We start from the raw sequence: 22,632 nt of genomic DNA, 5'->3' as shown, positions 1-22,632 counted from the left end.
ATGCCCATTACTCACGTACCGCCCGTTCACGTGCCGCGCAGTGCGCGCAGTTCGGCCAGGTGGCGGGGCAGGTGCACGCGGGTGTGCAGGTCGATGGTGCGCCCCCAGGGCAGCGGCCCGTCGACGACCAGGTCGAAGCCTTCGCGCAGGTGTGTCTCGACCGGGGTGTCGGCCGCCGGCCCGAGCCGGGCCACCAAGTCGATCAGCCGATCACTGCTGGCCCGCAGCCGGTCGGCCAACCCGACCAGGCCACCGCTCTCGGCGGCCAACTCGTCCAGCTCCGGCCGGTGGACCTCGTCCAGGTCGTAGAAGGCGTACGGCGATCCGGCGAGCACCGCCTCGGTGGCCTCGCTCATCAACTCGTCGCTTGCGACCAGGTGTGCCACGATCTGCTCGGCGCCGTACCGTCCCGGTGGCGGCGGCCCGAACCCGCCCGCGTCGACCTCGGCCAGCACCGCGTCGTACGCCCGCCGCAGCCCGCCGATCTCCACCCGGCCGAGCCTATCGGCGACCCCGGCGCGCCCGCAGGTAGTCGCTGACCACGTACTCGCCGAGGTCCCCGGTGTCCGGTGTGAAGACCCGGCCCCGACTGCGGCGGGCCACCGCCTCGACGAAGCGGTGCAGCCCGGGGTCGTCGCCGAGCATGAACAGGTTCAGCGTCGCTCCGTACCGCCTCAGCCGGTCCACCTCGCGGATCGTCGCCTCGATCGTCTCCGGCGACGGCGGCCAACAGAACAGCGCCTCCCCGTCGTCCGGGTCCAGGTGCGCGGTCGGCTCCCCGTCGGTCACCACCAGCACCACCGGCTCGGCGTCCGGGTGGCGGCGCAGATGCCGCCCGGCCAGCCGCAACGCGTGCTGCAGGTTGGTGCCCTGCGTCATGTCCGGCTCGACCGCGGCCAACTCCTGCTGGCTGAGCGTCGCCGCCGTGCGGCCGAACCCGATGATCTGCAACGCGTCCTGCGGGAACCGGGTCGCCATCAGGTGGGCCAGGGCCAGCGCCGTCTGCTTCATCGGCCCCCAGCGGTCCTGCGAGATCATCGAGTACGACAGGTCCACGCAGAGCGCCACCACCGCCGATGCCCGCCGCTCGGTCTCGACCACCTCGAAGTCGGCGACGGCGAGCCGCACCGGCACCTGCGGGCCGGCCCGACGGATCGCCCGGGTGAGCGTACGCACCACGTCCAGGGGCTGCTCGTCGCCGTACTCCCAGGGCCGTGACGCCCCGCTGACCTCGCCGGCCGCCCCCGCCGAGCGCAGGTCGTGCTGCCCTCGCGGGCCGGCCGTCAGCTCGGCGAAGACCCGCCGCAACGCGGTGCCGCCGAGCCGACGCAGCGCCTTCGGGCTCAGCGTCAACCCCTCGGCGTCCCGGGTCACCCACCCCTGCCGGCGCAGCTCGCGCTCCAGCTCGCGCAACCGGCGTACGTCGTCGGCGGCATCGCGGCCCAACGTCCGGGACACCGCGTCGACATCGATGTCGTCCAGGGTGGCTCCGGGATGCGCCTGGCCCAGCTGGTCGAGCAGGTCGTCCAGCTCGGCCACCTCGTCGAGCACCCCGGTCGCCTCGCCGTAGCCCAGCGACTGGCCGCCCTGCGTCCGCTCGCCCCGGCCCCAGCGCAGGTCGGGCCGGAGCGAGCGCAGGTTCCCCTCCAACGCGGCCAGTTCACCGGCGAGCCGGTCGCCGAGCGACTGGCGCATCAGGCCCGCCAGTTCCTCGCGCTGCCGCTCCGACAGCGAATTCATCAGCCGCCGCCCGGCCGCCGCCCGCCGGGCCAGCACGTCCACCAGCTCGTCGACGTCGCTCGGGCGCTCCGGGAAGAACTCGCCGTGCCGGCGCATGAACTCGGCGAACGCGTCGGTGGTGTCCTCCGCGCGGGCGTGCCGGGCCAGCAGATCATTCAGGTCCCGCATCATCTCGGCCAGCCGCTCCTGCACCGCCGGGTCGGCGGCCAGCTGCGCCGACTCCCGCAGCCCGGCGAAGCGCTGGCCGAGTACGTCGTCCCGCAGCCCGTCGAGGATCCGCTGGTAGGTTCGCCGGGCCTCGTCGCTGGCCCAGCGGTAACCGGACAGCTCGCGCACCGCCTGGGCGGTGGAGCGCGGCAGGTTGTCCAGCACCGCCTCGGCGAACCGGGCCGCCTCGTCCCGGCGGCCGGCGAGCTCGTCCCGCTCGGCCGCGAGGGCCTGGTCCAGCAGGGCCCGCGCCCGGGTCACCGCGCCGTCCAGGTCACCCCGGCGCAGCGCCTCGCGCCGCAGCCGGCGGGCCCGGGCGGTCAGCTCGTCCAGCCCGCCGCGCCCTCGCGGGCCCCGGCGCAACAGGTCCCGCAGCGCCTGGCGCAGGCTGCCGCCGGCCAGCACCTCCGCGCCGACCTGGTCCACCGCCGCCTGCACGTCATACGGCGGCGCCAGCGGGTCGGGGCCGCCGCGCCACTGCCCGTACCGGAAGCGGTTGCCGGCCACGGTCAGTCCCGGTTGCCGTAGCGGGTGCGTCCCGAGTCGGTGACGTCCTTGCCCAACCGCCGGCTCAGGTGCAGCCCTTCCAGCACGAACTCGACGGCCGCCGCGGCCTGCCCCGGGCTGGGCGCGTCGCCAATGCCGAGCCGGGCGAGCACCTTGGCCAGCCCCGGCACCGTGCCCACCTGGCCCAGCAGCTCAGCCGCCGACACCAACTCCCCGGTCTCGATCGTCCGGCCGTCGGCGACCAGCGCGGTGAAGCCGGAGAGGTCCAACCCGGCCAGCCGGGCGCGGAACGTCTCGGCGGTGGCGGTACGCAGCAGATGGCCGAGGACCTCGATCTCCCGCCCTTCCTCGCCGCTTTCGAACTCCACCTTCCCCCGCAACGTCGAGGTCACCGACACCGCGTCCCCCACCCGCGCCACAGGTGTAAGGAAGGGCCCCTTGTTAACGCCTCGTGTATTGGAAGGGCCCCCTTCTAACACCGCACTCGGCTCGGCGTCCGACGGGGCGGCTGGGGCGGATGACGGGGGCGGCGTGGCGGCGAGCAGGCTGTCCCGACGCAGCGCCGCGGCGGCGACCGTCTCGGCGGCGGCGATGGCGAACCGGGCGGAGACGCCGGAGCGTTGGTCCACCGAGGGCGAGTCGCGCACCGCGCGGGCGAACCGGGCGAGGACCTCCAGCACATGTTCCGGCACCTCGGCGACCAGATCGGCCTCCTGCCGGATCAACGCCAGCTCCAGCTCCAGCTCGGTCGGATAGTGGGTACGGATCTCGGCGCCGAACCGGTCCTTGAGCGGGGTGATGATCCGGCCCCGGTTGGTGTAGTCCTCCGGGTTGGCGCTGGCCACCAGGAGCATGTCCAGCGGCAGCCGCAGCTGGTAGCCGCGAACCTGGATGTCCCGCTCCTCCAGCACGTTGAGCAGCGCCACCTGGATCCGCTCGGCCAGGTCCGGCAGCTCGTTGACCGCGAAGATGCCCCGGTTGCTACGCGGTACCAACCCGAAGTGGATCGTCTCGGGGTCGCCGAGCGTACGCCCCTGCGCCAGCCGGACCGGGTCGACATCGCCGATCAGGTCACCGACGCTGGTGTCCGGAGTGGCCAACTTCTCGCCATAGCGCAGCGAGCGGTGCAGCCAGCCGACCGGGAGATCGTCGCCGGCCTCGGCGACCAGCGCCCGCGACGCCGGGGTGACCGGGTGCATCGGGTGCTCGTTGAGCACCGACCCGACGATGACCGGGGTCCACTCGTCCAGCAACGTCACCAGTGATCGGATCAACCGGGTCTTGCCCTGCCCACGCTCGCCGAGCAGCACCATGTCGTGCCCGGCGAGCAACGCCCGCTCCACCTCGGGCAGCACGGTGTCGTCGTAGCCGACGATGCCGGCGAAACGCGGCCCGCCCGCGCGCAGCTTGGTCAGCAGGTTGTCGCGCAGCTCCTGCTTGACGGTGCGGTACCGGTGCCCGGCAGCGCGCAGCGCCCCGAGCGTGCCGGGCAGGTCGGCGGGAGGAACCGGGGTTACCGGCGTTGGCGCGGTCACCGCACCAACGCTAGCTCACCCGCATGGCGCCCAGGTTTCCTCACACCGGCCACCTTCTGCGCCCGCCCGGCGAGATCGGCGTCGACACCTGGAGTGCCGGCCCGTCCGGCCCGACCCCTGTGCGGGCCGGACGGACCAGCCGTTCAGCCCCGGCCGCAGCGAGCGCAGGCGCCCCGTCGGCGCAGGTGGTACGCGTACGCTGCCGCGCCGAGCGCCAGCCCCCAGACCGGGAAGAACAGGATCGGGCCACCGCCCATGCTGTGCTCACCGGTCATCGCCCAGAAGTCCGGGCTGCTCAGGAAGCCCATGCTGGCCGCCGTCACCGCCACCGCCACCACGGCCGCCGGCACCACGGCCAGCCGCACCGGCACCCGCCGCCCGGCCAGCCCCACCATCCAGCGCGGGAACCGCTCGCCCCAGCGCTGGACCAGGCCGAGGGTGAGGATCGCGCCGACGGCCGCGAACGCACCCAGCCCCGCGCCGCCCCAGACCGCACCGGTGTCCCGCATCTCGGCGAGCAGGTCTTCGGAGATCCCGAACGGGATGCCGGCCGCCCACGCGAACCGGCTCAGCCCGTAGCAGGCGGGAATGGCCGCCGCCACGTACGCGGCCCATCGGCCCCAGCGGGCGGCGGCCGCCGGGGCCCTCCAACCCGCGTCGCCGCCGGCCCGGCCGCACGCCGCGCACCCGTCGGCGGTACGCCGTTGCCAGGCGAGCACGGCGCCGCCGAGCAGCAGCCCACCCACCAGCGCCGCCACCTTCACGAACAGCGCCCAGGTGAAGACCCCGGCATAATTCACCTCCGGCCAGCCGGACAGCGCACCGAGCAGCAGGAGCGGGGTGTATCCGAGGATGACCAGCGCCTGCACGTCCGGCACCACGACGGCCAGCACGAAGGCCACCGCCCAGCCGAGGCCGAGCAGCGGCACCCGCCAGCGGGCGGCGGGACCGGCGGCGGGGCGACTCATCACCAGCGCCGCCAGCGAGGCGGCGAGCAGCAGCACAGTGAACAGCGGCGGCGCGAGTCCGGCCGGGACGAGCCGGAGCAGGTTCGCTCCGCCACCGCCCGGGGCGCTGGCACCGAGCGGGTAGCCGGCACCGGTGATCGTGGCGAGCAGGGCGAGGACGCCCCAGAGACCGAGCCACCCGGCGGCGAGCACGGCGAGCCGGTGCGACCGGGTCGAGGTGCGTGGGGGTGCGGTGTTCGTCGTCATGCCATTCAGCCTCGAACGATCCGACCGGGAAACCCTCCCGCCGGGCGGGGAACCGCCTCCCCCACGCGAGGGACCACGCAAAGCACCACGCATAGGGAGAGGTCAGCCGGCGGGGATCACGAACCCCGATTCGTACGCGGCGATCACCGCCTGCGTACGGTCGCGTACCCCGAGCTTGGCCAGCACGTTCCCGACATGTGTCTTCACCGTCTCGACGCCGACGACCAGTCGAGCGGCGATCTCCGGATTGGAGAGCCCTGCGGCCATCAGTCGCAGCACCTCCGCCTCCCGCTCGGTGAGCCGGGCCGCCCGCAGCCCGTCGGCGCCCCGCCGTCCGTACGCCCCGACCAGCCGACGGATCGCGGCCGGGAACAGCAGCGATTCGCCCCGCGCCACCACCCGCACCGCCTCCACCACCTCGGCCGGCCGGGCTCGCTTGAGCAGGAAGCCGCTGGCCCCGGCCCGCAGCGCCTCGTAGACGTACTCGTCGTTGGCGAAGGTGGTGACGACCAGCACCCGGGGCGGGTCGGTGGAGCTTGCCAGCAGGTGCCGGGTGGCCTGGATGCCGTCGATTCCCGGCATCCGCACGTCCATCAGCACCACCTGCGGCCGGTGCCGGGCGACCAGCGGCGGCACCTCGGCGCCGTCCACGGCCTCGGCGAGGACCCGCAGGTCCGGCTGGGCGTCGATGATCGCCCGCAACCCGATCCGCACCAGTTCGTCGTCGTCGACGATCAGGACGCCGATGGTCATCCGAACGCTCCGATCGGCAGCCGCACCCACACCCGCCATCGGTCATTCTCCGGCCCGGCGGTCATTGCGCCGCCGAGCAGCAGCACCCGCTCCCGCATGCCGACCAGGCCCCGCCCGCCGCCGGAACCCGCCGCGCCGAGGGCCGGACCGGGCAGGTCGTTGACCATCTCGATCTCCAAACCGTCGGACGGTACGTCGACCCGCAGCGTCACCGGCCCCCGGCCGTGCCGGGCAGCGTTGGTCAACCCCTCCTGGATGATCCGGTAGCCCTCCCGCGCGACCACCGGCGGCAAACCGTTCAGCGATCCGCGCACCTGGCTGCGCACCGGCTGGCCGGCAGTACGGGTGGCGGCGACCAGTTCATGCAGGTCGGCCAGGGTCCGCTGCGGGCCGGCGGGCGACGCCTCCCCAGTTTCCCGCAGCAGCCCGAGCACGTGGTCAAGGTCGTCCATCGCGCGCCGGCCGGTCTCCGCGATGGCGGCCAACGCCCGGCGGACGAACTCGGGGTCCCGGTCGAGCACCTCACGGGCGGCACCGGCCTGGAGGGTGGCGACGGTCAACGCGTGACCGACGGAGTCGTGCAGTTCCCGGGCCAGCCGGTTGCGTTCCGCCAGCCGCGCGGCCCGGACCTCCAGCGCGGCGATCCGCTCGGCCGGTGCGGGACCGAGGAGCGCCGGGGCCATCGACGCGGCCAACGCGCCCAACCCGGCGACGGCGTAGCCGAGGGCGACCAGGACGAGCAGGCCGATGGCCGACAGCCAGCCGGTGTCCTGCCCGTCGAACGGGCCGACCCGCTGGTCACCGGCGAACCCGATGTCGACGCCGACCTGCGCGACGATGAACGCCAACGCCATCGGCACCGCGCTGAACAGGGCGGCCACCACCAGCGCACCGCTGACCAGGTGCAGCCCGATCCAGAGTGCGGCGCGCAGCCGGGTCTCCCGGTCGAGCCGGCGACCCGGCACCGGCTCCGGCAGGTCGACCCCGAGCAGGCCGCGTACGGCAGCGATCTCCAGCGCCCGACTGCCGCCGAGGAAAACCGGCACGACCGCGATGGCGGCCGCCGGCACCAGCAGCGCGAGCACCAGCGGCCGGGGAACCTCGGGGTTGCCGAACAGCTCCGTGAAGGCCACCACGAGCAGCGCGTACGGCAGCGCGAGCACCCCGCCGAGCAGCAGGAACACGCCCCGCCGCCAGGTGGTGCCGGCGCTCAGGGGCCGCAGCGCGGCACGAAGATCCATCGCCCTATGATGCCGCCGCCGCACCCGCCGGCGACTCCCCCACGATGGGGAACCATCCCGGCCATCCTGGCCCGGGAGGTCACTTCCCGGTGCGGGCCCGGATCAGCTTCGGCACCGCGGCCAGCCCGGTGACCGGGCGGAACGCCCGCGCCGCGTTCATCAGCGCGGCGTACTCGTCCTCGCTCAGATCGATCTCCGCGGCGGCGGCGTTGCGCTCCATCTGCTCGACGCTGGACGCGCCCGGGATGGCGACCACGTTCGGGTGACGCAGCACATACGCCAGGGCGATCTGGCTGGGCGTGGCATCGTGCGCGGCGGCCACCTGGCGCAGCGTTTCGATCAGCGCCGTGCCCCGTTCCAGGTTCTCCGGCAGGAAGTACGGGTTGGCCCGGCGTATCGCGCCCGTCGGCAGGTGGTGCGCGTCGTACCGCCCGGAGAGAAAGCCCTGCGCCAGTGGGCTGTACGCGATGACCACCCGGCCGGCCTGCTCGGCGTACGGCAGCAGATCCTCCTCCGGCCTGCGGTCGATCATGCTGTAGCGGACCTGGTTGCTCAGCACCCGCTGGCCCAGCGCAGCCTCGGCGACCTGCCAACGGCGCAGGCTGTAGTTGCTGACCCCGACCTCGCCGATCAGGCCGACGTCCTGCAACGCGCGCATCCCGCGCATGGTGGTCTGGTCGGCGACCACCGGATTGGGCTGGTGCACCTGGTAGAGGTCGATGCTGGTGACGCCGAGCCGGGCCGCCGAGGCGACCGCCCGCTGCTGCACCACCGACGCGACCGGCAGCACCGGAAAGATCTTCGTCGCCACGGTCACCTTGTCCCGGTCGCCGGCCAGGGCCGCGCCGAGGATCCGTTCGCTGCGGCCGAAGCCGTACAGTTCGGCGGTGTCGAACACGGTGACGCCCAGCTCGACGGCGCGCCGGACGATGTCCGCCGCCAGCCGTTCGTAGTCGGCGCCGTAGCCCCACTCCCGCGAGCCGAACTGCCAGGTGCCGAGGCCCACCTTGGACAGGGGCTTCGGTGTGTCGAGCCGCACGTACCGCATGAGTTCGTACGCTACCCGCCGCCGCACTCAGCCGCCGCGCTGTCGCCCGGCCAGCCTCACACGGGCGGCGTCGGGTGGCCCCGTAGACCTCCGGTTATCGTCATGATCGTGACCTACCTCGCCGCCGACACGCGCTACGACCAGATGACCTACCGACGCAGCGGAGCCAGCGGGCTTCGGCTGCCCGCGATCTCGCTCGGCCTGTGGCACAACTTCGGGCCGGACCGCCCCTTCGAGCGCCAGCGGGACATCGTCCGACGCGCCTTCGATCTCGGCGTCACCCATTTCGATCTGGCCAACAACTACGGGCCGCCGCCCGGCTCCGCCGAGGAGAACTTCGGCCGGATGCTCGCCAGCGACCTCAAGCCGTACCGCGACGAGCTGGTCATCTCCAGCAAGGCCGGCTACCTGATGTGGCCCGGCCCGTACGGCGAGTGGGGTTCCCGCAAGTATCTGATCGCCTCGCTCGACCAGTCGCTGCGCCGGCTCGGCCTGGACTACGTCGACATCTTCTACAGCCACCGGTACGACCCGGACACCCCGCTCGAGGAGACGATGGGCGCCTTGGACGCCGTGGTCCGCTCCGGCAAGGCCCTCTACGTCGGCATCTCCAACTACAACTCCGAGCAGACCGAGCGGGCCGCAGCGATCCTGCGCGACCTGGGTACCCCGTTGCTGATCAACCAGCCGGCGTACTCGATGTTCAACCGCTGGACCGAGGAGGACGGGCTGCTCGACACGCTGGAGCGGGTCGGTGCCGGCTGCATCGCCTACAGCCCACTGGCCCAGGGCCTGCTGACCGACCGCTACCTCGACGGCATCCCGGCTGACTCCCGGGTCCGCACCAGCGTCTTCCTCAACGAGAGCGACGTCAACGAGCAGCGGCTGGCCACCATCCGTGCACTGGCCGCCATCGCCCAGCGCCGGGGCCAGTCTCTCGCGCAGCTCGCGCTCGCCTGGGCGCTGCGCGACCCCCGGATGACCAGCCTCATCATCGGCGCCAGCAGCGTGGCGCAGTTGGAGGCGAACGTCGCCGCGGTGGCCAACCTCGACCTGACCGCCGAGGAACTGGCCGACATTAACGCCGAGTTGGCCTGACCGAAGCGTCCCGCCGGCTCGACGGTCACCGCCGGGCCGGCGGTCGCTCACGCCGCTGACCCGGCCGGGCGGGGTCTGCTCGCGGTGACGCCGAGCACGGCGAGCAGGAACACCGTGCACATGGTCAGCATCGGCGGCAGCATTTTGATCGAGTCCTCCAGCTGCCGGTGTGCGCCGTCGACCAGGCCCGGATCCCACCCGCTCATGCTCGACAGGTACCACAGCGGCGCGTTGTGCCGGGGGGCGCGTTCGGGCGGCAGCGCGGTGAACACGTACACGGCGGTGACCGCGTCGAGCAGCAGCAGTGCGCCCACCCCGCTGGTGAGCCAGCCGACGGCGCGGCGGCCGTGGCGCAGCAGGACGCTCACCGCCCAGCCGAGACCAGCGGCACCGATCGCCCAGCAGGCCACGGCCGCCAGCGATCCGGCGCGGACCTCGCTGTGCACCTCACCGACCCGCGGCACGGCGGTGATGCCCGCAACGCCCAACGCGAGCGCCGCCGGAACCACGACGACGGCCGCGACGATCCGCTCGGTACGCGCCATCCACCGGCCGAACCACCACATCGAGGCCGCGGCGAGCACCAGCGCCAGCGTGCCCCCGTAGGGCGCGGCCTCGTGTGCGCCGGTCACGTCGGCCAGCAGACCCGCCGTGGTCCACAGGAACAGCAGCAGTACGCCGAACGCGAGCGGCGCGGCGACCAGCTTGATCAGGGTGCGGGCGGCGGTACGCGCCTGGGCCACGGTCATCGTCTCCACTTGGTGGGTGAGCCGGTCGCGCAACGCGCACCGGGCGGTGTCGGCCAGGTCCCGGGCCGGGTTGGCGCTGGCGGCGAGCAGTTCGGCGATCTCGTCGCCGTAGCGCTCACGGATCGCGGCCGGGTACAGCGCCAGCACGGCGCGGATGAGCCGGGCGCGCATCAGGCCACCGCCAGCCGGCGCAGCCCGGTCGCGGCGAGGGACCGCATCCGCTGCAGCTCGACGCCGAGAGCCACGCGGCCGGCGTCGGTCAGCCGGTACGGCTTGCGCCGCTCCTGCTCGGGCAGGGCCTCGATGTAGGCGTGCTCCTCCAGCCGCCGGATCGCGCCGTAGAGCGTGCCCGGTCCGGGGCGGGCGCCGGTGAGCGCGCCGATGTCCTCCTGCATGGCGTAGCCGTGCTTCGGCCCGGCGGCGAGGCTGATCAGGATGTGCAGTGCCGGTTCGGAGAACCGGCCGAGGTCGGCGAGTCCGGCCACGAAGCCTCCTTACTACGTCCCACGTAGCATCGCAGTACGTAGTAGCCCCGTCAATCCCGGCCACCCCCGCCGATCGGCTGCCTACTATCGACTTTTCGTCGCATCGGGCACGGCTTCGACCCTGACGGCGACAACGAGATGATCATGCCGGCTCAGCTCATTCCGGAGCCGACCAACCGGTACGACCCATATGCCGTCAAGGTGGTCTGCTCCGGGTCGCACGTCGGCTACCTGCCGAAGGAGCAGGCCCGGGACTATTCACCCGTGCTGACCGCGCTTCTGGATCAGGGCTGGATGCCGCAGGTGCAGGCTCGGATCTGGGCACAGGAGCGGGAAGACTGGGAAACCTGCGTCGCCGCATTCCTCCACCGGGTTGGGTACCGCCTGAGGGCTGGCGGCCAGACCCGTCGTGGCCACCAGCGCCGGAGGGGTGGCAGTTCTGGGTGCAGGGGTGAGGCTCGGCGTCAGCTTGCCGAGTCGGTCCTGAGGGCGGTCACGAAGGTGGCCCAGGAGCGGCCGTCGAAGGTGAGCATCGGGCCGCTGCGGTCCTTGGTGTCGCGGACATCCACCTCACCGCCGCCGAACCGCACTTCGACGCAGTTGGCGTTGTTTGAGCTACGGGAGGACTTGAACCAGCCCACTCCGGAGCTGTACGACGTAGTCACGTCATCTCCTTGGCGATCCGGCGGATCAGGTCGAGCGAGTCTTCCGAGCCTAACGCTCGTTCGCGCGCCTCGGCAAAGGTGACCTGATAGTCGGTGACCCGGGTGGACTGGTCGATGATGTCGATGGAGGTCAGCACCTCTTGCCAGACCAGGTCGGGCAGCCGCGGCGACGGGAACGACAGGATCTGGAAGGAGCCGCCCAGCGCCGGGTGCGCTCCGGCGGCGAACGGCAGCACTCTGATCTCGATCTGCTCCGGCCGCTCGGTCATCAGCCGAACCAGGTGGTCGAGTTGCTCGCTCATCACGACCGGGCCGCCGACCTGTTGGCGTAGCGCTCCCTCGCCCAGCAACGCTGTCACGCGGAGCGGGTTCTCGGCGTGGAGCCGCGCCTGCCTGGCCATCCGTGCCGCCACCCGCCGCTCCACCTCGGTCAGGCGGATGGTCGTCGTTCCTCCGGCGATGACGGCTCTGGCGTACTGCTCCGTCTGCAACAGGCCGTGCATGAGCTCGTTGTCGTAGAAGCGGATGTGCTCGGCACCGGCCTCGTAGCCGAGGAAGCGGATGAACTCGGCCGGAAAAAGCTGCGAGTACTCGTGCCACCACGCGCGTCGGCTCGCCCCCAGGCGCAGCTCCTCCAGCTCGGCCGCGTCCTCCGGCTCCAACTCGTAGACCTCGACCATCCGCGCCAGTCGGGCGGCGGGAAGTTTCACCCTGCCCGACTCCACTCCCGAGACGTACGCCTGGATGATGCCGATCGCACGACCAGCCGCTGCCGCAGTCAGGCCGATCTCCTCACGGCGCTGGCGTAGTCGTAACCCCAGCTCCCAAGCCTGCACGATCGGCGAGGGTCCTGGGTGGACGGACGTTCGGTGAGGGCCCGGGAGTTTCGAAGACGAATCACGCATCGTTGCCACCTCCCACTTTGACGACGACTCCGAGTATTGCTGCCGTGACTCTTGATATCAACCTCTGTCGAGTGCATTCTCATCTAAGGTTTCGGAACAAGACGCGGGAGGCGGCATGTTGAGTGAGGTCAGGTGGGTTTCCCGGGAGCCGGAGGTGCGGCATGCCCTGTCGCTCTGCCGGGTGGTCGACGCCGGCACCCGGGATGAGTGGTACGACCTGCTCGGAGTCATTCAGGTGCCGGTCAGCGAGCGGGCGCCGGAGACGCTGCGCGATCAGCTTCGGGCTTGGGCACTGGCCACCCTGACGGCCGGCAGCTACGGCTTCGGGCGCTACTACGCAGCCTGTTCCACGCTCGACGAGGACGACGAGCCGGACAAGTTAATCGCGGACGACAACATCAACTGGTCCGGCAGCGAAGTCCTGGTCCCGGCCGAGCGGCCAACAGGGGACTCTTGAGCCGTCGTTACCCGGCACGGCCTCTGGCCGCCGCCACCTTCCTGCCCTCCGGGTCTCGCTTGACCTTGAGCGGAGTCGAACATATGTTCGAGCGATGATATCCTGCGAGAACTCCCACCGGCAGCAGCGGCCGGGATGGTCGAGCCATGCGGGCGGGCCAGGGCCTACCATCATGCGCATGGACACTGAGACGATCGAGCGGGCGGCCCTGGTTGCCCTGCTCCGTCGTCCTCATGCCCGCTGGCCGGAGACGGCGCTGCAGATCCAGGAGAACGGCAGCGCCAAGGCCGTCCTTGACCACACAGTCGGCCAATCCGACACACTCTTCCCGGATGCGGATTCGACGACCAACCTGCTCGACGCTGCCGCCGCCGAGATCGCCGATTGGCAGGCGGAGGGGATCGGCGTCCACGCCTTCTTCGACGCCACCTATCCAGCCCAACTGCTCGGCATCCGGGAGATGCCACCGCTCCTGTTCAGCCGAGGTGACCTGCGGGTTCATGACCGGGCGGTCGCCGTTGTCGGCAGCCGTAAGGCAAGTAGGGATGGTCTACGGATCGCCCGAGCGTGCGCCACCACCTTGGCAGGGCGTGGAGTGACCGTGGTCAGCGGGCTCGCCAGCGGCATCGACACCGCTGCTCACACCGCCGCACTGGAGGCAGGAGGGCGCACCGTCGCCGTCGTCGGCACCGGGATTCGCCGGTACTACCCGACAGACAACCGGCGCCTACAGGATCACATCGCCGACGTGGGGCTGGTGATCTCGCAGTTCTGGCCCGACGCCCCGCCGAGCCGACAGAGTTTTCCCATGCGCAACGCTGTGATGAGCGGCTATGCAGTCGCGACTGTCGTCGTCGAGGCCGGCGAGACCAGCGGAGCTCGCGTCCAGGCCCGGCTCGCTCTTCAGCACGGCCGCCCCGTCGTTCTCACTAGTCAGGTCATGCAGTGCGACTGGGCCAGGGCGTTCGCCGAAAAACCCGGCGTCTACGTCGTCCACGGCACCGCGCAACTGTTGGAAGCCGTCGATGACATCCTCAGCTACCAGCCCACCGAAGCCGGCCTGGAGAACTTCCCTGACTTCGCACTCCACTGACCATCGCTGGACCATTATCCGCCGATACGTCGAAGTCCAGCGCGGCTACCTACGCAATCCGCTGCCGGCGTACCCCTGGATCTGTCCCACGTGCCGAGGGGTTCGGCGTGAGGGATTCGCGTTCTGTTTCCGCTGTCAGTCTCACCTGACCCGATCAGGCGGCGTCCTCGCAGACCTCATCCTTCCGATTTCCTACTCCCCACGCACCTGGCAGCACCACCACAATCTCCGGACGTACAAAGGCGCAGCCCGGTCCGAGCAGAGTCGGCGAAACCTGCTCGCCCTCCTGCTGCTCTTTCTGCACAACCACCTTGCTTGCGTGACGACCCGCACCGGCGCCCCGCCAACGCATGTCATCACCGTCCCCAGCACCCGAAGCCGTCCCGGGGAACACCCGCTCACCGAGCTCGTCGGCGGTAGGCTCCGTCTGCCCTGGATCGCCAGCGCGGTCAACCCGAACTACGGGCCGGACGACCACGATTTCCACGCCGATTGGTTCGCTCCGGCCCTGCCCTCGTCCCGCACGCCGATCCACGCACTGATCCTCGAAGACACCTGGACGACAGGTGCCCGCGTGCAGTCACTTGCCTACGCCCTGAAGGTCGCAGGTGCCGCCACCGTGGCCACGATCGTCCTCGGTCGGCACGTGGATCCGAACTATGCGCCAGCAAGGCGGCTGCTCGATGCCATCGCTGAACCGGTATTCGACACCACTCGATGCGCGGCGGAGGCCGACTGATCACAAGACTTGTCGGCGCCGATTCGGGCAGCCTGTTGAAAGTGCCGTAGCGGTCTGAGAGCCATGGGCGGGCCCATGGAGCGCCTCATCGACTTCGTGACAGAGCCCGCCGGCTAGGGCACCCTCTTTGCGTCCGGCGGGGAACCAGGGCTGGACATTGCCGGAGATTATCGAAACTTGTCAGCCTGGGTGACATGCCGGGAGGTGGCCGCGGCGCTGGGTCGGATGCAGCGTAGACCTGATCCTCAGTCGCCGAGCACCCCGTCCGCGAATACCTGCTGGCCACGTACGGCCCGCTCAACCCGCACGGTCCCTCGTAACCTTGGCACGGAACGTGTCGCACAGTGAGCGAGCGTGTTCGATAGAGTCAGGCATGCCGTCTGACGAAGCGGGGTCCTTCGCCGAACGAGTCGAGACGATGCGCCGCATCGAACGCGGCGAGCAGCGGTACGCCGACGGCAGCCCTGCGCTCCAGGCCACCGCCTACTATCTCGACCATCTGCTCGCCGACGCGGTCGCCCGGGCCCGCGCCGCCAGCGATCTGCCTCGACGCAAGGTCGACGTGCTGATCAGCCTCTGCGGTTTCGCGGCGACCCCGACGGTGCTCACCTACGAGTTGCTCCGCCCGATCAGGCTGGTCGTGATCACCTCACGGGACGCACCGGACAGTGTGGACCTGATCGGCCAGCGGCTGGTCGGCCGGGACCGGCTGCGCTACCAGGACTTCCGGCACGTACCGGTGGACGCCAGTGACCCGATCGACATGTACCAGCAGATCGCGCGGGAGCTGGCCGGGCGGGACGGCCGGCACGCGGTCATCGACATCACCGGCGGCCGGAAGGTGATGAGTGCCGCCGCGGCGCTGGCCGCCTGGCAGCTCAATCTGGGGCTGACCTACATCGAGAACCAGTTCGACCCGGTGACCCGGCAGCTCCGGCACGGTGAGGTCCGGCTCATCTCGTTGGAGAACCCGACCACTCTCTTCGGCGAGCAGGAACTCGCCCGGGCCCTGGAGATGTTCCGGTCCGGCGCGTTCGAGGCGGCTCGCCGCCGCTACGACGAGATCGCCGAACGGATCGCGGTGCCGGGCCGGGCCCGGCTGATGCGTACCCTCGCCGAGCTGTACCGGACCTGGTGCGACCTCGACCTGGCCGCGCTGCCGGCGGCGGTCGCCGCGATGGAGCAGAGCCTGCGGCAGGACCGCCGACACCTGCGGCCGGAAACCGCGACGACGATCGACCGGCAGCTGGCCTTCGCCCGCCGGTTGGCGGCCGGCGACGCCACCGCTTTCGTGGTCTGCTTCTACGTCCTCGGGCTGCACTACCAGCAGCTCGGCCGGCACGACTTCGCGGCGCTGCTGTTCTATCGGACCATCGAGGCCTGCCTGACCAGCCGGTTGCGGCACCACTACCCGGGGTTCGACCCGGACGACTGCGACTGGGCCCGCCTCGGTGACCCGGCCGCCGTCCGGGCCCGCTACACCGAGGTGTCCCGTTCGCTCACCCCGCCCGCCCCCGCGGGCCCACCCAACAAGCTGACGCTGTTCGCCGCAGCGATCCTGCTCGCCTCGCTCGACGACGAACTGGCCCGCCGCACCGGGCTGGTGGACCCGGGACGGCTGCGCGAGCTGCGCGACCGGACCTGGGCCCGGAACAAGTCCGTGCTGGCCCACGGCACCGAGCCGATCGCGGCCGAGCACACCGAGTCGCTGCGGACGGAGGCGGCCAGACTACTCACGGCGTACTGGGCGTTGCACGGGGACGGAAACGACGTCGACGAGCTCTGCGCCGGGCTCCGCTTCCTCCGCGACGACCGGTGAGGGCGGCCGGGATGGAGCAGCTACGCGTTCCGCAGTCGTGGGCCGAGGAGCACTGCCGGGCGACCGAGCCGGAACTTTTCTCGCCTTCCGCGGCGGAGCGGGCCGAGGTGTGCCTGTCGTACCCGCAACGGGCTCGCTGGCTCGCCGACCACGACCTCGAAGAGGTTCGGACGGACCTGGCCGGAGGTCTGCTGGTCGAGGAGCTGACCGGGCGTGACGGCCCCTACTACCGGCTGACCGGCACCCGGTTCGAGGTCTATGCCCAGGCACGCGCCGCCCGGGACAGCGGGGTGCCCCAGGCGTACGTCACATCGGTGAAACCGGCGCGCGGGTTGGGCCGCACCGAGAAGGTCCGGCCCCGCGAGGTCCGCCTGGCACCGGTCTGGCACGAGGAGTACTGCGATCTCCCGGAGCTGGTGAAGGCGTTCACCGAGGGACTCCGAGTCATCCAACGGCGACGGTCGCTGCGTGACGCGGCGCGCCGCGAGCTGCACCGGAGCGCGTCGCCGCCCCGGCCACGGGCCGACCTGCACGCCCAGGTCCGCCGCCGGTACCAGCCGCTGCTGAAGATGCTCGAACTGCTGGAGCAGCGCAGCAACCACGAGGGAACGGTACGCGGCAGCGCGACCGTGGTCGGCGAGGGCCGGTTGGCCGAGGAGCCGGTGCTCTGGCTCCGACTCGACGATCGGGTCACCTTCGCCGAGGGCCGGACGGTGACGGTGCGCGGCCCTGAAGTGACGGCGAAGCTGCGGCTGCTCTCGGCCGAACTGGACGGCGACGAGCCGATGCTCGCCCTGGCCGCACCCGGCACGCCGATCGCGCCCCAGACTCCGGTCCGGTTGGAGCAGCAGGGCCGGTTCGCGCTCGGCAAGCACAGCGCGGCACTGGGCCGGTTCCTCGGCGAGCAGGTCGAGGGCGACTGGGCGCACCTGGCGCTGCTGCTCTGCGCCCCGCAGCGGCTGCCGGTGGTGGCGATGCCGCCACTGCCGGCGTACTTCGACGACCGGCTCAACCCGGAGCAGCGGGCGGCGGTGACCGGCGCCGTCCGGAGTCCGCACGCCTACCACGTGCAGGGGCCACCCGGCACCGGCAAGTCCACCGTCATCACCGAGGTGGTGCGCCAGCTCGTCGGTCGGGGCGAGCGGGTGCTGCTGCTCGCCCCGATGCACGTGGCCGTCGACGAGGTGCTGCGACGGCTGGCCGACCAGCCGGGGATCCTGGCGCTGCGGATCTCCTGGGACGAGTCCCGGGTCGCCAGGGAACTCCGCCGATACCTGCCGACGGAGGTCAGTCGGACGTACCTGCGGCAGGCCCGCCGACCGGCCACCTCGCAGGCCGGACGCTGGCAGGCCGAGGCCGACGGGCTGCGACAGCGGCGCGACGCGGTCGACGCCTACCTGGTCGCCGACGCCCGGCGGCGAGCGGCCACCGAGGAGCTGCGGTCGGCGGAGCGGAAGCGCGCCGCCTGGCGGAAGCGGTTGGCGGCCGACCTGGCCGCCAGCCGAGCCGCGGCGGTCGAAGCGGCCGGCGCGTTGGACCGGCTGGCGGTGACGCTGCCTGCGGTAGCGGCCCGGGCCGAAGCGCTTCGTGCACAGCTCGCGGCGGTGCCGATGAGCCAGCGGATCTGGTCCTCGGTCCGGGCCTTCTTCGGGTCGCCGACCGAGTTGACCCGGCTCGGCGAGGCGTACCGGTCCAGCGAGGCGGAGCGCCGCCGGCTCGACCAGGACCGGCGGTCCTGGACCGACCGCCGACAGGCGGCCCTGACCCGGACCACCGCCCTGGAGGCGGAGCGGGTCGCCGGGAAACAGCAGCACCGCGCGGAGGTGCAGCGCAGGCAGGCCGACAGCGACGCAAGCCGCGCCGCCGCCGAGCACGCCGCAGACCGGGTACGCACGCTGACCGGCGACGATCCCGTCGGCCGACCCGAGCCGGAGGTACGGCGGTGGCGGGACCGGCTCGACGCCGAGCTGACCCGACGCGAGCAGCGAATCCACCTGGAGCGACGCTGGTTCGAACTCTCCGGGCTGGCCGGCGGCTCCCCGGAGTCGCTGGCCGACCAGGTCGACGCCGACCTGCGAAGGTCGGCGAACCTGATCTGCTGCACGACCACCGGGGTCAGTCGGGATCTCGGCGACGCCGACTTCGACACGCTGATCGTGGACGAGGCGAGCCGGGTGGTGGACAGCGAGTTCCTGATCGGGGCGGTCCGCGCCCGCCGCTGGGTGCTGGTCGGCGACGAGCATCAGCTCCCGCCGTACGTGGAGCCAGCCGACGAGCACCACCTGCACGCCCTTTCCGCGTTGCACATGGTCGGTCGGGGCGCCGCCGCCGACCTACCGGCCGCAGTCGACCACCTGGCCGCGCTCTGGACCGAGGACGAGGAACTGCACCAGTTCCGAACCGACACCGTGCTGGCGACCGCGGAGCGGCTGCGGGCCTCGGGCACCTGGCGGCAGTCGTACCGGCCCACCTTCGAGGCCGCCTGGCGCCGGCTGGGCGAAGGCGGCGTGGACGCCGAACGCACCCTGCTCAAGGCGATGCGCGAGCACCTGGTGCGCAGTCTCTTCGAGGTGTCGGTCGCCGGCGTGCCGTCGGCTTTGCGGCAGCGACTGCGCGTGCAACGCCGGATGATCGAGCCGATCGCGTCGCTGATCTCCGCTCCGGTGTACGGCGGCGACTACCTCACACCGGAGCGGCCGGACGTGACACCGCTGCGGTACGGCGGCACCAACACGCCGGTGGTGCTGGTGGACACCTCGGTCTACGGCGGCCGGGCGAGGGAGCGCACCGTCGGTAGCGGTTTCGTCAACGAAATCGAGGCGGACCTGATCGCCCGGATGTGCCGCTCCTGGGAGGCGCGGCTGCGACGGTCGGGCGGCGAGCGGGTGACGGTCAGCGTGCTGACGTTCTATCGGCGGCAGGCCGCCGAAATCCGGGGCCGACTCGGCGGGCCGACCTTCGATGATTTCCGGGCCCTCGACTTCCAGGTGGTCGACGCGATCGACAAGATCCAGGGCCAGGAGAGCGACCTCGTCTTCCTGTCGTTCTGCCGGGCCTTCGTCGGCCGGGGCGCCCCGTCGGCCCGCTACGGTCGCTGGTTGCAGGACATCCGTCGGCTCAACGTCGCCTGTAGCCGGGCCCGTCGAGGGCTGGTGCTGGTCGGGCACGCCCCGACGCTGCGCAAGCTGAACGGCGTACCGGCCGCGGAGGAGTTCTACCGCAACCTGTTCCGGTTGCTGGACACACGGTCCGACATGGAGATCGCGAAGGGTATCGGGTGATCGAGTTCGTTCCGGCCGACCCGCCCGCCGAGCCGGCACCCGGGACGGTCGCCGTCCTACCCGAGGTGCTGGTGCCGATCCGGTGGTGGCGCGGGGTGTCGTTCGAACGCGCCGCGCCGGTGCGGATGACGCCGCTGGAGCGGTTCGTGCTGGAGCTGGCGATGGCCACCGGCCGGGCCGACCCGGACGAGTTCTTCGAGATCACCAACCTGCCCGGGGCGACGCTGCTGCCGGTGGCGGCCCGCCGGCTGGTCGCCACCGGAGCGCTGATGCCGGACGGCGACGGCTACCGGCCACTGTGGCCCGACGCAAGGCGGGCCGCTCGGAGTCAGACGCTCTATCGCAAGCGCCCGGAGAGCCTGGACGTCGTACTGTTGCCGCGCACCGGCGACCTGCTCGCGCTCGACCCGCGCTCCTCCGGGCTACGCGACGTCGAGCGGCTGCGTCCCCGGTCGGCCGGGAACGCCCCGATGCCGCCCGAACTGGCCGGCAGCACGCTCGCCGACGAACTGCGCAGACGGTTGGCCGCCGGCACGCTCGCCGGGGTGGACGGGGAGATCACCGAGGTGGCTGAGGTGACGAACGGATCACCGGTGATCAGCCGCAACGGCTGGTGCCCGGTACACCGGTGCCGGGGGGAGCTGCGGGCGGACGACGACGGGTACCGACCGGTTCTCACCCTGCCCGGGGACGGCAGGCGCGACCCGGTGAGCATCGAGTTGCCCGGCGCCGTCGGGCTCGTCCGGCACTGGCTCGGGCTGGTCGACGCGCTGCACGACCCGGCCACCCGTGCCCGGGCCTGGGACGGGCTGCTCGGTTGGACGAAGCGGGTGGCCCCGCGGGCGGAGCGGACCGGCCCGGGCCGCTGGCGCTGCTGGATCTCCGGGGCGGCCGCCCGGCGCCTCGCCGACCTGGGCCGAAACCTCTCGCTACCGCTCGGGCTGCTCGCCCGAGGCGAAGACGCCCTGATCGAGATCATGATCGACCTGGTCGGCGCCGACCGGACCGCCGAAGAGCTGATCGACGTGGATCGGCGGATCACCGCCGCCGCCGCGCCGGGTGCCGACCTCACCGCCCTGCCCAACAACCCCGAACTGCGCCACCGCGCCTGGCGCTTGGGCTTTCCCGGTCTGGTGTACGCGCTACGCGAGACGGAGGACTTCCGTTATGCCTGAGGGTGCCGCCACGCCGGAGAGCCTGGACCTGGGCGCGATCGCCGCGCCGGAGGGATATTTCCTGCTCCGCGACGCCCCCGGGCAGCCGTTCCTCGGTGCACCCGACACCGACCCGGAATACCGTCACCGGTTCACCTACCGGGGTTCGGTCACCTCGATCCGCCGGACGGCGATCGAGCTGATCCAGGCGGCCCGGCACAAGATTTTCCTGGCCAGTTTCCGGATCGGCGACCAGGAGTTGCTGGACGCACTCTTCGCCGCCGTGGACCGGCTGCACGGCGGGGTGTACGTCGTCACCTCCTGGACGGAGCAGTCGCTGCGGCGCGACCTGTCGAGCGTGGAGGACGTCGACGGGATCGACGTGCAGGCACAGAAGAAGCGGTTCGACGAGCTGACCCGGCGCGGGATCGCGTTGCGCGGGCACGAAGGCTGCCACGCCAAGTTCCTGATCGTCGACGACAGCGTGGCGCTGGTCTCCAGCGCCAACCTGGAGACCAGCGCCCTGGTCGACACCGATCGGCCGGCGACCGGGGAGAACGGGGTGCTGGTCGGCAACCCGGCCGAGGTCGACCGGCTGGCCCGGTTCTTCACCCGGCTCTGGTTCGCCGGTTGCACCTGGGCGGCGCTGCCCGGTGGCGAGTACGCCCTGCACCGGCGCGCTCCGGCAGCGAGTCCGGTCGTAGCACCACCGCTGGCCGCCGGACCGGGCGTGATCTGGACGTACGACGGCGACGACGCGGACGGCCCGCACCGGGAACGGGGCATCCTCGCCGCCCTGCACGACGTGATCGGTCGAGCCCGGCAGGAACTGCTCCTCGCCACCTTCAGCCTGGTCGGCATCCGGGAGCGGCCCGAACTGCTGCTCGATCCGTTGCGCCGGGCGATGACCGCGTACGACCTCGACGTACGGCTGCTGGTCCGGGGCCGCAACAACGTTCCCGAGCACCGGGCCGACACGGCGGCACTGGCCGAGTTGGGCGTGACGATCCACGGCGACTCGGCCACCCACGCCAAGGGTGTGATCGCCGACGGCCGGTACGGTGCGCTCTTCTCGGCGAACTTCGATGCCGTACACGGGATGTTCTCCGGTGTCGAGGTGGGCACCCGGCTCGACGGTCGGCCCGTGCTGGCCGAGGCCCGGCGCTACTTCCGGCATGCCATGGAGCACGCCAACCTGTCCTTCGCATCCGCGCCGACCCAGCGCGAACTCGACGAAAAGCTCGGTGCCCGATGGCGGCGACGCTGGCCGTACGGCAGCCGGCTCACCGTGTCGGCGGCGGACACCGACTGGCGACGGCTGGTCGACGCGGCGGTCACCGGCCCGGTGCTCTGGGAGGAGGACCAGGAACTCCGGCTGTACGTCGCGCACGTCGTCGCCACGCTCCGGCCGACCCACCCGGCGCGGTTCGCGCTCACCGTGGCAGAAAGCCCGCGCGACGCCGCCACCCGGATGCGTGACTGGTACGCCGAGCGCCCCGGCTCCGGCACCGCCCGCTCGAAGCGGGGTTGCTGCCCAGCGGTGCTGGCCCGACTCCATTGAACCGAATCATCGGCATCGGGCGGGCCGGCGGGTGACGTTTGGGCCGGCTGGTGTCACTGTGGTCATACGGAGTCAGACTCGGTCGGCTGATGGTTCGCATCGCCTGCCCTTGGGCGGGGTGGCCCGATCATCACCGACCGGTCCCGGCCCTCGGTGACCCCGTCGATGCGACTGAGGCCGCCGATCGCCGTACCAGCCTCCGCAGCCAGTTGATCGACTCCGTTCCGTCGGTACGGCGGTGTCCGATCGATCGGGGCACCGCCATTACGGCGAAATGGCGACACGCCCTCGTCGACTTGGAGATCACGCCGCGCGTGGCGGTCGGCGACGGATAGGGGTGGTGCCGGCCGCCGGGTGAAGCTACGGTCGGGCCGAGGCCCG

19 protein-coding genes and 1 pseudogene are annotated in these 22,632 nt (G+C 71.8%); 9 read left to right on the top strand and 11 right to left on the bottom strand.

What is annotated here, in order from left to right; genetic code table 11:
- Positions 1–26: 26 nt before the first annotated feature.
- The 7 genes from Vqi01_RS10915 to Vqi01_RS10885 form a co-directional block, all read right to left on the bottom strand.
- Complete coding sequence (locus tag Vqi01_RS10915) at positions 27–491, bottom strand: hypothetical protein (RefSeq protein ID WP_204034619.1); 465 nt, start codon at positions 489–491, stop codon at positions 27–29.
- Positions 492–501: 10 nt separating this feature from the next.
- A complete protein-coding gene (locus Vqi01_RS10910; protein ID WP_204034618.1) occupies positions 502–2,454 on the bottom strand; it encodes a vWA domain-containing protein in 1,953 nt (650 codons plus the stop codon).
- Between the two features lie 2 nt (positions 2,455–2,456).
- Complete coding sequence (locus Vqi01_RS10905) at positions 2,457–3,989, bottom strand: sigma 54-interacting transcriptional regulator (protein WP_204034617.1); 1,533 nt, start codon at positions 3,987–3,989, stop codon at positions 2,457–2,459.
- 143 nt (positions 3,990–4,132) lie between these two features.
- A complete protein-coding gene (locus tag Vqi01_RS10900) occupies positions 4,133–5,203 on the bottom strand; it encodes a hypothetical protein (RefSeq protein WP_204034616.1) in 1,071 nt (356 codons plus the stop codon).
- Between the two features lie 102 nt (positions 5,204–5,305).
- Positions 5,306–5,956 (bottom strand): response regulator transcription factor, encoded by a 651-nt coding sequence (locus Vqi01_RS10895; RefSeq protein WP_204034615.1) that lies wholly within the window; start codon positions 5,954–5,956, stop codon positions 5,306–5,308.
- Positions 5,953–7,197 carry a histidine kinase gene (locus Vqi01_RS10890; protein ID WP_204034614.1) on the bottom strand — a complete coding sequence of 415 codons (1,245 nt, stop codon included), beginning with the start codon at positions 7,195–7,197 and terminating at the stop codon, positions 5,953–5,955. Before Vqi01_RS10890 ends, Vqi01_RS10895 begins: the two co-directional genes overlap by 4 nt.
- A gap of 79 nt (positions 7,198–7,276) precedes the next feature.
- On the bottom strand, positions 7,277–8,245 hold the full coding sequence (locus Vqi01_RS10885; protein WP_204034613.1) for an aldo/keto reductase: 969 nt from the start codon (positions 8,243–8,245) through the stop codon (positions 7,277–7,279).
- A 102-nt stretch (positions 8,246–8,347) separates the two neighbouring features.
- Here Vqi01_RS10885 and mgrA point away from each other — a divergent pair, with 102 nt between their 5' ends.
- On the top strand, positions 8,348–9,343 hold the full coding sequence (gene mgrA / locus Vqi01_RS10880; protein WP_204034612.1) for an L-glyceraldehyde 3-phosphate reductase: 996 nt from the start codon (positions 8,348–8,350) through the stop codon (positions 9,341–9,343).
- A 47-nt stretch (positions 9,344–9,390) separates the two neighbouring features.
- Here the strand turns inward: mgrA and Vqi01_RS10875 are convergent, their stop codons facing one another.
- Together Vqi01_RS10875 and Vqi01_RS10870 are read right to left on the bottom strand one after the other, a co-directional pair.
- Positions 9,391–10,263 (bottom strand): hypothetical protein, encoded by an 873-nt coding sequence (locus Vqi01_RS10875; protein WP_204034611.1) that lies wholly within the window; start codon positions 10,261–10,263, stop codon positions 9,391–9,393.
- The gene (locus Vqi01_RS10870; RefSeq protein ID WP_239098315.1) at positions 10,263–10,577 is read right to left on the bottom strand and encodes a PadR family transcriptional regulator; all 315 of its coding nucleotides are present in this window, start codon (positions 10,575–10,577) and stop codon (positions 10,263–10,265) included. The genes Vqi01_RS10875 and Vqi01_RS10870 overlap by 1 nt, the downstream gene beginning before the upstream one ends.
- A 138-nt stretch (positions 10,578–10,715) precedes the next feature.
- Between Vqi01_RS10870 and Vqi01_RS31570 the strand changes: the two are divergent.
- Positions 10,716–10,841, top strand: a pseudogene (locus Vqi01_RS31570) (HIRAN domain-containing protein); the annotation flags it as partial.
- A 200-nt stretch (positions 10,842–11,041) separates the two neighbouring features.
- Here the strand turns inward: Vqi01_RS31570 and Vqi01_RS10860 are convergent.
- Positions 11,042–11,242, bottom strand: a complete 201-nt coding sequence (locus Vqi01_RS10860; RefSeq protein ID WP_204034610.1) for a DUF397 domain-containing protein — start codon at positions 11,240–11,242, stop codon at positions 11,042–11,044.
- Positions 11,239–12,078 (bottom strand): helix-turn-helix domain-containing protein, encoded by an 840-nt coding sequence (locus Vqi01_RS10855; RefSeq protein WP_204034609.1) that lies wholly within the window; start codon positions 12,076–12,078, stop codon positions 11,239–11,241. Before Vqi01_RS10855 ends, Vqi01_RS10860 begins: the two co-directional genes overlap by 4 nt.
- Before the next feature lie 184 nt (positions 12,079–12,262).
- Here Vqi01_RS10855 and Vqi01_RS10850 point away from each other — a divergent pair, with 184 nt between their 5' ends.
- The 7 genes from Vqi01_RS10850 (at position 12,263) to Vqi01_RS10820 (ending at position 22,251) form a co-directional block, all read left to right on the top strand.
- Positions 12,263–12,604, top strand: a complete 342-nt coding sequence (locus Vqi01_RS10850) for a hypothetical protein (RefSeq protein ID WP_204034608.1) — start codon at positions 12,263–12,265, stop codon at positions 12,602–12,604.
- A gap of 178 nt (positions 12,605–12,782) precedes the next feature.
- Complete coding sequence (locus Vqi01_RS10845; protein WP_204034607.1) at positions 12,783–13,697, top strand: DNA-processing protein DprA; 915 nt, start codon at positions 12,783–12,785, stop codon at positions 13,695–13,697.
- Positions 13,698–14,016: 319 nt separating this feature from the next.
- Positions 14,017–14,436 (top strand): hypothetical protein, encoded by a 420-nt coding sequence (locus Vqi01_RS30680; RefSeq protein WP_239098314.1) that lies wholly within the window; start codon positions 14,017–14,019, stop codon positions 14,434–14,436.
- A 373-nt stretch (positions 14,437–14,809) separates the two neighbouring features.
- Positions 14,810–16,255: a TIGR02710 family CRISPR-associated CARF protein gene (locus Vqi01_RS10835; protein ID WP_204034606.1), complete on the top strand. Its 1,446-nt coding sequence runs from the start codon at positions 14,810–14,812 to the stop codon at positions 16,253–16,255.
- An 11-nt stretch (positions 16,256–16,266) separates the two neighbouring features.
- Positions 16,267–19,536, top strand: coding sequence for a DEAD/DEAH box helicase (locus tag Vqi01_RS10830; RefSeq protein WP_204034605.1), 3,270 nt, complete (start codon positions 16,267–16,269; stop codon positions 19,534–19,536).
- Positions 19,533–20,711 carry a hypothetical protein gene (locus Vqi01_RS10825; RefSeq protein ID WP_204034604.1) on the top strand — a complete coding sequence of 393 codons (1,179 nt, stop codon included), beginning with the start codon at positions 19,533–19,535 and terminating at the stop codon, positions 20,709–20,711. The genes Vqi01_RS10830 and Vqi01_RS10825 overlap by 4 nt, the downstream gene beginning before the upstream one ends.
- On the top strand, positions 20,704–22,251 hold the full coding sequence (locus Vqi01_RS10820) for a phospholipase D-like domain-containing protein (RefSeq protein WP_204034603.1): 1,548 nt from the start codon (positions 20,704–20,706) through the stop codon (positions 22,249–22,251). Before Vqi01_RS10825 ends, Vqi01_RS10820 begins: the two co-directional genes overlap by 8 nt.
- The last annotated feature ends 381 nt before the right edge of the window (positions 22,252–22,632 follow it).

Source organism: Micromonospora qiuiae, from assembly GCF_016863555.1.
Classification (GTDB): domain Bacteria; phylum Actinomycetota; class Actinomycetes; order Mycobacteriales; family Micromonosporaceae; genus Micromonospora; species Micromonospora qiuiae.
This window is presented reverse-complemented; position numbering and strand designations above follow the sequence as displayed.